Annotated in this window: 14 protein-coding genes; 10 read left to right on the forward strand and 4 right to left on the reverse strand. The window is 34.2% G+C overall.

Going from position 1 to position 12,563, the window contains the following annotated elements; all coding sequences use genetic code 11:
- The first annotated feature begins 58 nt into the window (after positions 1-58).
- The 4 genes from E0I61_RS07870 (at position 59) to mtaB (ending at position 3,321) form a co-directional block, all read left to right on the forward strand.
- Positions 59-766, forward strand: coding sequence for a DEAD/DEAH box helicase (locus E0I61_RS07870; protein ID WP_132070505.1), 708 nt, complete (start codon positions 59-61; stop codon positions 764-766).
- Positions 767-780: 14 nt separating this feature from the next.
- Positions 781-999, forward strand: a complete 219-nt coding sequence (locus tag E0I61_RS07875; protein ID WP_131992304.1) for a putative signal transducing protein — start codon at positions 781-783, stop codon at positions 997-999.
- Between the two features lie 21 nt (positions 1,000-1,020).
- Positions 1,021-1,818, forward strand: a complete 798-nt coding sequence (locus tag E0I61_RS07880; RefSeq protein ID WP_131992307.1) for a Cof-type HAD-IIB family hydrolase — start codon at positions 1,021-1,023, stop codon at positions 1,816-1,818.
- 174 nt (positions 1,819-1,992) lie between these two features.
- Positions 1,993-3,321, forward strand: a complete 1,329-nt coding sequence (gene mtaB / locus E0I61_RS07885; protein ID WP_131992310.1) for a tRNA (N(6)-L-threonylcarbamoyladenosine(37)-C(2))-methylthiotransferase MtaB — start codon at positions 1,993-1,995, stop codon at positions 3,319-3,321.
- Between the two features lie 145 nt (positions 3,322-3,466).
- Here the strand turns inward: mtaB and E0I61_RS07890 are convergent, their stop codons facing one another.
- Positions 3,467-4,183, reverse strand: coding sequence for a 3-ketoacyl-ACP reductase (locus tag E0I61_RS07890; RefSeq protein WP_132070507.1), 717 nt, complete (start codon positions 4,181-4,183; stop codon positions 3,467-3,469).
- 150 nt (positions 4,184-4,333) lie between these two features.
- The gene (locus E0I61_RS07895; RefSeq protein ID WP_132070509.1) at positions 4,334-5,170 is read right to left on the reverse strand and encodes a DUF6929 family protein; all 837 of its coding nucleotides are present in this window, start codon (positions 5,168-5,170) and stop codon (positions 4,334-4,336) included.
- 150 nt (positions 5,171-5,320) lie between these two features.
- Between E0I61_RS07895 and E0I61_RS07900 the strand changes: the two genes are divergently transcribed.
- Positions 5,321-6,199: a PPK2 family polyphosphate kinase gene (locus tag E0I61_RS07900; RefSeq protein WP_132070511.1), complete on the forward strand. Its 879-nt coding sequence runs from the start codon at positions 5,321-5,323 to the stop codon at positions 6,197-6,199.
- Positions 6,200-6,254: 55 nt separating this feature from the next.
- Here E0I61_RS07900 and E0I61_RS07905 read toward each other — a convergent pair whose 3' ends face one another.
- Positions 6,255-6,809 carry a hypothetical protein gene (locus tag E0I61_RS07905; protein WP_132070513.1) on the reverse strand — a complete coding sequence of 185 codons (555 nt, stop codon included), beginning with the start codon at positions 6,807-6,809 and terminating at the stop codon, positions 6,255-6,257.
- Between the two features lie 226 nt (positions 6,810-7,035).
- On the opposite strand from E0I61_RS07905, the gene E0I61_RS07910 reads away from it, so the two are divergent.
- The 5 genes from E0I61_RS07910 (at position 7,036) to E0I61_RS07930 (ending at position 11,041) form a co-directional block, all read left to right on the forward strand.
- Positions 7,036-8,415: an MATE family efflux transporter gene (locus E0I61_RS07910; protein ID WP_132070515.1), complete on the forward strand. Its 1,380-nt coding sequence runs from the start codon at positions 7,036-7,038 to the stop codon at positions 8,413-8,415.
- Between the two features lie 75 nt (positions 8,416-8,490).
- Positions 8,491-9,399 carry a prohibitin family protein gene (locus E0I61_RS07915; protein WP_132070517.1) on the forward strand — a complete coding sequence of 303 codons (909 nt, stop codon included), beginning with the start codon at positions 8,491-8,493 and terminating at the stop codon, positions 9,397-9,399.
- A gap of 76 nt (positions 9,400-9,475) precedes the next feature.
- Positions 9,476-9,703 (forward strand): hypothetical protein, encoded by a 228-nt coding sequence (locus E0I61_RS07920; protein WP_091204000.1) that lies wholly within the window; start codon positions 9,476-9,478, stop codon positions 9,701-9,703.
- A 19-nt stretch (positions 9,704-9,722) separates the two neighbouring features.
- Positions 9,723-9,962: a hypothetical protein gene (locus E0I61_RS07925; RefSeq protein ID WP_132070519.1), complete on the forward strand. Its 240-nt coding sequence runs from the start codon at positions 9,723-9,725 to the stop codon at positions 9,960-9,962.
- A 320-nt stretch (positions 9,963-10,282) separates the two neighbouring features.
- Positions 10,283-11,041, forward strand: a complete 759-nt coding sequence (locus tag E0I61_RS07930) for a hypothetical protein (protein ID WP_132070521.1) — start codon at positions 10,283-10,285, stop codon at positions 11,039-11,041.
- Positions 11,042-11,073: 32 nt separating this feature from the next.
- On the opposite strand, the gene meaB is transcribed toward E0I61_RS07930, so the two are convergent.
- Complete coding sequence (gene meaB, locus E0I61_RS07935; RefSeq protein WP_165930195.1) at positions 11,074-12,162, reverse strand: methylmalonyl Co-A mutase-associated GTPase MeaB; 1,089 nt, start codon at positions 12,160-12,162, stop codon at positions 11,074-11,076.
- Positions 12,163-12,563 lie beyond the last annotated feature (401 nt).

A 12,563-nucleotide genomic window follows, 5' to 3' on the forward strand; every position in this document is an offset into this window, starting at 1 on the left:
ATTTGGCAATAGTTTTAATCTTTTAATTTTTCAATTTTTAATCTTTCAATCATAAAAAATGAAACTAAAAAAAATAAACGAAGAGTTGCAACAAGCTCTGATTGAAAACGGTTTAACCGAGGCCAATGCAATGCAAAAAGAAACATTTTCAACAATGAAAAGTGGTTCAGATTGTATTATTATTGCACCAAAAGGAAGCGGGAAATCAACTACAATTGTGCTGAATGTAATTCAGAGATTGGCAGGCGCAACCGAAGAATCACCAAGGGCTTTGATTATTGTCGAAGACAAAGCCAAAGTGTTGGAAATGGAATCACTTTTTGAAAAATACGGAAAAAATTCTAATTTAGAAGTTTATGGTGTTCATGATAAAGGAGATATGGAATACGATAAAAATTATATTTCTAGCGGAGTAGACGTGTTGATTGGGACTCCAAATAAGTTAAGTGAAATGTTTACCACAGCTGGATTTAATGTAAACCGATTGAAAATGTTTATTTTGGATGATGCAGATCCAATCTTGAAATTGCGTCATGAAACAAAAATCATGCGTATTTCGAATAGCATTGTCAGAACCCAACGTGTTATTTTCTCGGAACAATTTACAGAACGTATAGAAGTCCTTGCTGAAAAAATGCTAGTAGAACCTTTTGAATTCGATTTTGATGGAGTCGAAGAAGATTTAGAAGAGGAAGAAAACTTTGAGGCAGATGGAGATGATGATTTTGAGGAATTAGAAGGTGATGAAGAAAGCGGTAATAAATAATAAAATACAATAAGATGGGATTAATGAAAGTGTTTTCGGGAAGTGAAATTTTAGCTTTAGCATTACAAGAAAGAATTGAAGCAATAGGAGTAGAAACCGTTTTAAAAAACAATATACAGTCTGCTCGATTAGGAGGATTTGGAGAATTAGGCCAAGCTGTGGAATTGTTTATTCAGGAAACAGAGTTTTCTAAAGCTAATCCTGTTATTGAAGAATTCAGAATGAGTATTTAACGCATTCGAAAAAAAAATAGTATGAAATATAAAATGTTGGTTTTGGACATGGATGACACTTTGTTGACTGATGATCATACCATTTCAAACGAGAATAAAGAGATGTTGTCTAAGGCGCAGGAACTTGGTGTTTATGTTATTCTGGCATCCGGAAGACCAACGCCTGCAATGACTGCTTATGCCAAAGAATTGCAATTAGATAATTCCTATATGATATCGTATAACGGCGCTGTCATTACAGATTTAAAGGAAGATAAAGTCATTTTTGAGCAAACGTTAACTCAAGAACAAATTCATGAATTGTATGATTACAGTTTAAAAAGTAATACACATATTATTACTTATCTTGATGGGAAAATTGTGAGCGAGACAAATTCTGAATTTATCGAAATCGAAAAAAACATCACAGGTTTAGCGCATAATAAAGTTGTGAGTTTTAAAGATGAGGTTCAGTCTTCAGCTGTAAAATGTATTTTATTAGAAGATCCAATTTATCTTAAAGAAGTAGAAAAAGACTTGAAAGTAGCTATGCCACACCTTAGTGTCAGCATGTCAAAACCCTTTTTTCTTGAAGTAGCACAAAATGGAATTGATAAAGGTGCCAGTATAAAATTTTTAGCTGAAAAACTGAATATTCTTCAAAGCGAGATTATAGCTGTAGGAAATGCTGGAAATGATTTAACCATGATCGAATATGCAGGATTGGGGGTTTGGGTCGATAATGTAGATCCTGAATTGAGAGATAAAGGAGATTTTATCGTAGCTTCAAATAATAATCATGGCGTGGCTGAGGTTGTGAGACGATTTATCTTGAACTAAGATTTTAATTCAAAAAATAATAATTTATTATCCGATACTTAATCTTCTAAAAGAGCCTGAGTGTCGGGTTTAGTTTTTAATTAAATGGGTGTTATCTGAAAATTTATAGATTTTAGTTCGTAAATTTGCGGACTTAAATTTTTTGACAACGATTTCATTAGTTTAAGACAAATTATGGAAAACAGAAAAAAAGTTGCTTTTTATACGCTGGGTTGCAAGCTGAATTTTTCAGAAACCTCTACTATTGCCCGTAATCTTCAAGATGAGGGTTTTGATCGTGTCGATTTTGAGGAAGTGGCTGATATGTATGTGATTAATACGTGTTCGGTGACGGAAAATGCAGATAAGCAGTTCAAGCAAGTCGTGCGAAAAGCGATGAAATTGAATGATAAGGCATTTGTTGCGGCAGTAGGTTGTTATGCACAATTGAAACCGGAGGAATTAGCAGCAGTTGATGGCGTGGATTTAGTTCTTGGTGCAACAGAAAAATTTAAGCTTGCTGATTATATTAATGATTTGTCCAAAAATGATTTTGGTGAAGTACATTCCTGTGAGATTGCCGAAGCTGATTTCTACGTAGGAAGTTATTCTATAGGTGACAGAACCCGAGCTTTCTTGAAAGTTCAGGACGGTTGTGATTACAAATGTACCTATTGTACCATTCCGTTAGCAAGAGGAATTTCGAGAAGTGATGAATTGGAGAATGTATTGAAAAACGCCTCTGAGATTTCGAAACAAAATATTAAAGAAATTGTTCTTACCGGAGTAAATATTGGCGATTACGGTAAAGGGGAATTTGGAAATAAAAAACACGAACATACTTTCTTAGAATTAATCCAGGAATTGGATAAAGTGGAAGGTATCGAAAGATTACGAATTTCGTCTATTGAACCGAATTTATTGAAAAATGAAACGATAGAATTTGTATCAAAAAGCAGAACATTTGTACCGCATTTTCACATTCCGTTGCAATCCGGAAGTAACGATATCCTCAAGTTGATGAAACGTCGCTACCAACGCGAAATATATACTGAAAGAGTGAATAAAATTAGGGAAGTGATGCCACACGCTTGTATTGGTGTGGATGTGATTGTTGGTTTTCCTGGCGAAACAGATGAACATTTTCTGGAAACTTATCATTTCTTGAATGATATGGATATTTCATATTTGCATGTTTTCACGTATTCAGAGCGTGATAATACCGAAGCTGCTGTGATGGAAGGTGTTGTTCCTGCTAATGTTCGTGCAAAACGCAGCAAAATGTTACGCGGTTTGTCGGTTAAAAAGCGCCGTGCTTTTTACGAAAGTCAATTGGGAACCAATAGAACCGTTTTATTTGAAAGTGAAAATAAAGAAGGGTACATTCACGGGTTTACCGAAAACTATGTGAAAGTAAAAACACCTTGGAATCCAGAATTAGTAAATACATTGCACGAGATCAATTTGACAAAAATCGATGAAGATGGAAGTGTTCGAATGGAATTTGCTTCAGCTGTGGTTTAGTTTTTAACATATAAGCCATATAAGTTTTTAAACCATTAAGAGATTAAGAAAATTAAGCGCAAAACTTAATGAACCTTGATTCCTTAATGGTTTTTATAGTACCTATCTTTCATTCGACTTTAAGACTTTTGACTTTCGACTACTATTAAGGATTCGTTGACCAAATACTACTATTTTTGATAAAAACGCGTCGGTTTAATTTGAGTTGCGCGATGATTAATTCGGCCATGTCTTCTGCTTGCATGACTTTTTCCGGATTTCCATCAGTCAGTTTTAGTTCTTTGGCCATGTCAGTCGCAACAGTGCTTGGCGTTAAAGCCGTAACACGAATATTATGTTTTCGCACTTCCTGCATCAACGATTCTGTTAATCCTAAAACAGCAAATTTAGAAGCACTATAAGCACTCGTTAAAGCATTTCCGCTTAATCCTGCTGTAGAAGAAATATTAATGATATCGCCCGTTTGTCTTTCTATCATATTTGGTAAAACGGCACGTGTTACATAATAGGTTCCCATAAGGTTTACTTGAATAATGCGTTCCCAATCCGTTGGTTCTAATTCTAAGAATTTTCCAAAAGCTGCTATTCCGGCATTGTTGATTAAAATATCAATAGTCCCAAATTCAGCCAATGCTTTGGCAACAGCAACATTTACCGAATTAATATCAGCAACATCAGCGGTTATTGCTAGTGCTTTTACTCTTAAAGAACGCACTTTTGCCGCTACACTGTCTATTTCTTCCTGTGTTCTGGCGACCAAAATTACATTTACGCCTTCTTTGGCTAAGGCCAAAGCGATTGCTTTACCAATTCCTTTTCCTGCGCCGGTGATTAGGGCATTTTTATTTTTTAAATCTGTCATTTTATGAGTTTTTTTTTATGCCAATAAAAGGCTAAGTTTCCTGTAAAAGTACCTCGTTTTACATTTGAAATCTATTTTGATTTTCTATTTAATCTAAATTTAACGTTCTGTTATTTTGGCTGAAACGAACATTTTTTAATCTAATGGACTTCACTTTAAATCCAAAGTCAATTTATAAATATCCGTTTCTAAAACTTCGGTGTCCTTGTCTTCACAAAGCAGGAACTCTATTTTTTCTTTTGAATTGGTGTATAAAGTCAATCCTTCGAATTTATGGGTGCTGCTAATTTTTTGAGTGAAATCGATTTTCATGGTTTTGAGGTTGATTCTCCCAATAAGACTTCCTAAAACTTCGCCGTCATCATAAGTAGATTCGGTATCTTCGGCTGTGGCCAAAAAATAAATGCTATTATCGACTAAAACTGCGTCTGTAAAACTGCTGCGTACTCCTTTTATTTTTGGGAGTTTGTAGGCGTTAGAAAGAATAGTAAAATCGTTGGTCAGGTTTTTTCCTTCGATGGTGAAAAGGACATTTTTATTGGAACTTCCGTTACCACGATTCAATAAAAACCAACTTTCTCCAGTATAGATGGCGCCTTCGATGTTGAAATCTTCGGGTTTTATTTCTCCAAAATTTTGCATTACTGCATACAAATCGGCTATATCATTTGTGGCAATTACCTTTTTATCGCTGGAGTTGAGTTGTATCATTTTATTCCTTTTTTCGGTGGAACCGGAGCCCAAAACATACAAACTATCACCAAAGTGGGTTATGGCTTCAAAATCAGCTTTGTCTTTTTTAAGGGTATTTTCTGTGGAATTTTCTAATAAGGGATGGCGTTTTAAATTCAGGGAATCCATGTGGTACTCGTAAAGAAAACCGCTGTTGTCACCAATAATCAGTAGGGAATTGTCTTTGTAAATAAGCCCTGATGCTGACCCAATGCCGATGATTTGAAAGAGTAATTCGAGTGTGAATTTTTCCATTGTATTTGTTTTGAAAACGAGAGTCTAGCCCTGATGGAAGCGGTATCCTTTTCCTTTTTTTCTTTTAAAAAGGAAAAGATACAAGTGTACAGCAGGAAATAGCTCCTTAATATTTATTATATTTGAGTTTGCAAAGATAAATTATTTCTTATGAAGTCTATAAATCCCAACGATTTTAAAGTGATTGACAAAATTGAATTGTCTAAAATCCCAACGAACTTGTTTAGCAAAGCTGATGATGAGGATAAAGAAGAAAAACTGGAGAAGGTGCAAGTAAAATTGAGTGAAATACAAGATGTGATGTATGCGCACAATCGCTATGGTGTTTTGGTTTGTTTACAAGGCATGGATACCTCGGGAAAGGATAGTTTGATTCGGGAAGTTTTTAAGGAATTTAACTCACGCGGTGTTGTAGTTCATAGTTTTAAAACACCTAATTCAAGCGAGTTAGAACATGATTATTTGTGGAGACATTATTTGGTTTTACCTGAGAAAGGAAAGTTTACGGTTTTTAACAGATCGCATTATGAGAACGTTTTGGTCACACGCGTGCATCCGGAATATATTATGAATGAAAATTTGCCAGGAATTGAAAAGGTAGACGATATTACGCCGCAATTTTGGGAAAATAGAATGCAGCAAATCAATAATTTTGAGAAGCACATTACGCAAAACGGGACTATTATGTTGAAATTCTTTTTACATATGAGTAAAGAAGAACAAAGACAACGCTTGTTACGCCGTTTAGAAGAACAAAAACACAACTGGAAATTTTCAACAGGTGATTTGAAAGAAAGAGAACGTTGGGATGATTATATGCATTATTACGAAGAAGCAATTAATAAAACATCCACAGCATATGCGCCCTGGTACATCATTCCTGCTGATGATAAAGAAATGGCCCGTTATATTGTAGCCGAAATTATTTGGGAAGAAATGCAAAAACATACTGATATTAAAGAACCTGAAATGGATGAAAAAATCAGAGGGAATATTGAATTGTATAAAGAAATATTGAAGAAAGAATAGACCAAAAAAAATGCGCTGAATTTCAGCGCATTTTTTTAACTAATTCAAAACAGTTTTATAGTTTGAAACCATAAGCAAGACGGACTCCAACTTGTCCTACACCTTTTCCTACTGAACCGTTATTGTTCACTTTTGCAAAGTCAGAATAGTGCTCATAATGTACGGATACGTCAATGTATTTTGAAGCATAACCAATACTTGGTGATAATAATAAAGAAGTTTTGTTGTAATCGTTAGTTACTGCAAAAGCAGCACCAGCTTCTCCCATTACATAAAATTGGTCATTCCATACGAAAGCTTTAAAACCTGCTTTAGCTGGAATAAATCCTAGATCTTCCCCGTCAGCCTTACTTACAAATAAGTTGCTGAAACCAGTTGTTAAAGTTAAAGAGTATCTTTTTGATAAATCGTATTGAACTCTTGCATCAGCTCCTAGTGCTAATTTGTAAGGGTCACTAGTTGAGTACCCTGCATTTGCACCAAATCCTAAACGGAATCCTTGATCGTAATTTGTCGCTGCTTTTGTCGCTTCTTGTGCTTGTACATTGCTAGCAAACATCATTGCTATTGCAAATACAAATACCGTTTTAATTTTTCCTGTCATTTTCATAATTCTATTGTTTTGGTTATTATTCTTTTGTCGTTACTTCTATTTGTTTCTAAACGACTTTACAAATGTATAGCCCTCATAAGCCTGTTTTGTTATAGAATTATTTGGTTTTGTTATAGAATTCCTTGTTGAGTGCAAATAAGCAGTAAAAAAGTAGTGTTATATATGCAATAGTATTGATGCAATTGAAAGCTTCTAATTATCTTTGCCATCAAAAAAACAAAAAGTGAATTTATCTCAATACTTCAAAGAGTTTTCTTATAATATTAAATTAGCCTATCCTGTAGTTTTAGGAATGCTAGGTCATACATTAATAGGTATCGTTGATAATTTCATGGTTGGCAAATTGGGGTCTACTGAATTAGCAGCCGTTTCACTGGGTAATAGCTTTATATTCATTGCTTTGTCTTTAGGGATAGGGTTTTCTACGGCAATCACACCGTTAGTCGCCGAGGCAGATGCCGAAAATGATGATCAAAAAATTCGTTCTACTTTTCATCACGGATTGCTTTTATGTACTGTTTTAGGAGTTGCATTATTTATTTTGACAGTGTTGTCAAAACAAATTATGTATTTGATGCATCAACCCAAAGAAGTGGCTGATATGGCCGCTCCTTATATTGATTGGGTTGCGTTTTCTTTGATTCCGGTGATCATATACCAAGGATACAAACAGTTTGCTGATGGTTTAGCCAAAACAAAATATTCAATGTATGCTATTTTCATGGCTAACGTTGTGCATATCTTTTTTAATTACGTACTGATTTACGGAATTTGGTTTTTTCCAAAATTAGGAATTCTGGGAGCTGCACTAGGAACTGTATTATCAAGGATAATGATGGTCGTTTTTATGCATTACCTGATGAAAAGAAATTTGGCATTGAAAAAATATTTCAAGAATTTCAGTTTCAAAGAAATACGAAAATCAATTTTGAAAAAAATTATCAATCTTGGTTTGCCTTCAGCAATGCAAATGTTGTTTGAAGTAACTTTGTTTACCGCTGCGATTTGGCTTTCAGGTTCTTTAGGAAAAAATAGCCAGGCTGCCAATCAGATTGCACTTATTTTGGCATCGTCAACTTTTATGGTAGCAATGGGTTTAAGCGTTACAGCAATGATCCGAGTGAGTCATACCAAAGGAATGAACGATTACAAAAATTTGATTACTGTAGCACGATCTATTTTTCTATTAGCAATTATACTTGAAACATTTTTTGCGATAATCTTTGTGGTATTTCATAATTTTTTACCGCATTTATTCTTGAATATGACGGATTCAGCTCAGATGATTGATAACGAAGAAATCATCATTATAACTTCAAAATTACTATTGATTGCAGCCATTTTCCAAATCTCGGATGGAATTCAAGTCGTTGTTTTGGGAGCTTTGCGAGGTTTGCAAGATGTAAAAATACCAATGTACATTACCTTTGTGGCATACTGGATTATTGGGTTTCCTATTTCCTATTATTTAGGGAAATATACCGAGCTGAAAGCCGTTGGAATCTGGATAGGACTTTTGGCAGGATTAACCGCTGCCGCTTTATTTTTGTATATTCGCTTTGCGAGATTAACAAGAAAATTAGTTTTAAAGAATCTTAAATAAATAATGTGTTACAATGTAACTTCTAATTTCTTTATTCGTATAATAAGCGTGTAAACCAAACTAATCTATCAAAAAATGATACTATTTATTATTCTTGGAATAATTTTATTAATTTTAAGTTTTACATTAAAAAGCAATGTAAATCCGTTTTCTAAATTTGCTAATGCTCTGAAAATCAGTGGAGGTTTACTAATCGCTTTGGGATTATTTTCTTCAATGTTTAAACAAATTGACGCGGGTAAAGTGGGAGTTCAATCGCTGTACGGAAGTGTACAGCCCGATGTTCTTGAAAGTGGTTTACATTTGATAAACCCATTATTGGATGTTACTGAATTTGATATTCAAACTCAAAACTACACCATGTCAGCAATTCATGGAGAAGGTGCTCAAGCAGGTGACGATGCTATTCGTGTTTTGTCAAATGACGGTCTGGAAGTGATCATTGATTTGACCGTTTTATTCCGTGTTTCTCCAGAATCAGCACCAAAAATTTTCAAACAAATTGGAGTTGATTATTCGGATAAAATTGTACGTCCCGTAACTAGAACACGTATTCGTGATAACGCGGTTTATTATGATGCAGTAGCCTTATATTCTACCAAAAGAAATGAATTTCAGCAACGAATTTTCAAAACTATTGAAACTGATTTTAAAACTAGAGGATTAGTTTTAGAGCAATTGTTAATTAGAAATATCAATCTTCCTACTTCTGTAAAAACAACTATTGAAAGTAAAATAAATGCCGAACAAGATGCACAAAAAATGACTTTTGTACTTCAAAAAGAAAAACAGGAAGCAGAACGAAAAAGAGTGGAAGCTCAAGGTATTGCGGATTATCAAAGAATTATTTCGACAGGTTTGTCAGATAAACAATTACAATACGAACAAATAAAAGCACAAAAAGAACTAGCGGCTTCTGCTAACACTAAAATTATTTTTATGAATGGTAGAGGGAATGCTCCAGTTATTCTTTCTGATAAATAGATTTTAAAAAAGTTTATTCGGTTATTTGTTTAATCGTTTAAGCGAATAACCAAAAACAACGATTAAACATAAAAAAATGGAATTACCAAAATTTTTACTAGGCGACAATACTGATTTTCCGGAAGATATTTTTATCATACACTTAGATTATCCAAGATTCATCATCAATCTAAAAGATGATGAGGTAGAGTTTATGGAGGAAGCAGAGGATCTTGACGAAGCAGAATTAAATGCTGAAATGGAAGGATTAATCGTTCTTGCCAATGAATTTTATGACCGAGAAATTAAACTTTACGAAGAGTAGGTTTTTAACATCAAGTTTTATGAAAAAAATATTTGTAGTGTTTTTGGCTTTATGTGGTGTCGGATTCGTTTTAAAAGGAATATTTGGTTTTTTTCCTTTGAATTTTAGGACAATTTCTGAAAATAATTATTCCTATGATTTAGGACATAATTTTGGTTATTTAATAGCTAAAGTTGCTAAAATTATTATTGGGGTGTTTTTAATTAAATACACTTATGATTGGTTTAGGGATGAAAATAAAATGCAAGAAAAAATATAAACTTAGGGTGAAAGGAAATAATTTGCTGTTTTACAGCAAATTGAAAAATGGATTAAAATAATTTTTTATAATCTAGGTACAGATTTAATAATTTTTGGGCGGCTGCAAAGGGTGAAATTTCATCATTTTGCACCGCCTTTTTGTTTTCCTTTTTTTAATTTTTTTGGATGATTGAAAATAAATTTTACATTTAAAGAAATTAGTGGTAATTTTAACAGGCTAGCTTTTAAGGTGTTAAAATCTAAAAAACAATAAAAATTTGGGTAACAAAAACTAACCTCTATTGATATACAACTATAAACCATTAAATCTAAACCGTCATGAAGAATGCAAAAACAATTTCAAAAGTCCTTCTCTTTATATTTTTATTGGCGCAAAATAGTTTTGCTCAATTAAAAAATTCAGACGGATCTAAAAAAGAGAAAAAGGCACAAACAGACAATTCTTTAAATGAAAAAAGCAATATAAATAGCATAAATGGGGGAATGCCAAATAGAATTTCGATGAATGTTACCGTTCCAAAACAGACTCAAGGGGCAACATTTGGCGAAAAAGTGAATGCGGGTAAAATAAATGTGATTTTAGTTGAAAGAGGTTGTGTCGTTTTATTTCCTTCAAATACAGGATATAGGGTCAATACCGCCAATAATAGTATTGTTGAATTGTCTAAAAATGAGAGTCTCGCTTTTGATGAAAAAGTAAATCAAAGGCTACATGCCGCTGGTGGAGCATTATCGCAAGGTGCTTCGTTATTGGGCGGTGCTTTACCGGGTGGCGCTATTATTTCGGCAGCAGTTTCAAGTGTGGGTAATTTAGCAGGAGGTGCTGGAGGAGGTGCAGCTTCAGCTTCGTATGCAAAAACTGGAAAACTGTTTTGGAAAATGGAAGATAACGATAACGATTCGATGCTGGAATTACAAGAAGGGGATTTCGAATTAGTATTTGTTATTGTTGAAAAACCGACTTCGGGTATAAAAGATACCTTAAAGACTCAGGTTCGCATTGGTTTTACCATAGAAAATAGTGTTTTAAAAACGAAACACGATACTGCTAAAAATTCAGTGGGAAATATTCGTTAAAAAAGGCTTTGTGAAATTGGAGTGATTCAGTACTAAACTTTAAAATACTTTTCTAATAATAGTTGAGCGGCTGCAAAGGGTGAAATTTCATCATTTTGCACCGCTTTTTTGTTTAGTTCCAATGATTTTTTAATTTCCGGATGGTTGTAAAAATTGGTCTTCAATTGTTCATTGATGGTCTCTAACATCCAATATTGATTCTGCTCTTTTCGTTTTGCAAAGAAATAGTTATTGCCTTTTGTCAGCTCCAGGAATTTTTGAATGGTTTCCCAAACATCGGGTATTCCTTGATGGGTAATGGCGCTACAAGCAGCCGTTGTAGGTGTCCAACCTGATTTTTTAGCAGGAAAAAGATGCAATGCTCTCTTGAACTCTAATTTAGCTAAATTTGCTTTTCTAATATTATCACCATCAGCTTTGTTGATGACAATAGCATCAGCCATTTCCATGATTCCGCGTTTAATACCCTGCAATTCATCACCCGCTCCTGAAATTTTTAATAGCAGAAAAAAATCAACCATACTGTGAACGGCGGTTTCGCTTTGTCCTACGCCAACGGTTTCTATGATTATGGTGTCAAAACCGGCAGCTTCACAAAGAGTAATTGTTTCGCGGGTTTTTCGAGCGACACCTCCCAGTGTTTCTCCCGAAGCTGATGGACGTATAAAAGCATTCTTGTCTTTAACTAATTCTTCCATTCGGGTTTTATCACCCAAAATACTTCCATGCGAAATCGTACTGCTGGGATCCACCGCCAAAACAGCTACTTTCTTTCCTAAACTAGTTAAGTATTTTCCAAAAGCTTCAATAAACGTGCTTTTTCCAACACCGGGAACTCCAGTAATTCCTATTCTGACAGATTTGTTAGCATAAGGCAAACAGGCATTTATGACTTCATTGGCTTTTGACAAATGGCTTACACTCGTACTTTCCACTAAAGTAATCGCACGGCTCAGAGCAGTTATATTTTCCGCTAAAATTCCTTCAACGAGTTCTTTTGCCGAAGGTTGTATTTTTCTAAATTGCTGAATATGGCCAACAGCCACAGCGCTGATAATTTCAGGAGGAGAAATACCGGGTTTTTCGTTTAAGGCGCTTGGATGATATTTTTTATTTGGCAAAATAATTTATTTGAAAAGTAAAAGTAGTGAAAACAAAAACAGTTTCAAAAAGCAACTGCCTTATGAAACTGTTTTATTGGTCCCAAAAATAGTTAAAACTTTGCACTTTAGTGCATTTCGCTTTCAGCTTCTAAAAATATTAACCGCAAATTCGCAAATTAAAAACATGAAATAACTAATCTGCGAATTTGCGGTTTAAGTTTTTTGGTTTGGCTTTTAGCCGTGTAGACTTTAAGTCTGCCAACCAAATCTATGGACTTTCAGCCCATAGTGGTTTATTTTATAAAATATACAGAATTAATACGCTGCTGTAAAACGACTTTGATGGTGTTTTGGGGTTTCAACTTCATCCGCAATAACAACTGCCAAATCTTCTACTGATAAAATGCTTCTCTGAATTT

Source organism: Flavobacterium ranwuense, from assembly GCF_004349315.1.
GTDB lineage: Bacteria > Bacteroidota > Bacteroidia > Flavobacteriales > Flavobacteriaceae > Flavobacterium > Flavobacterium ranwuense.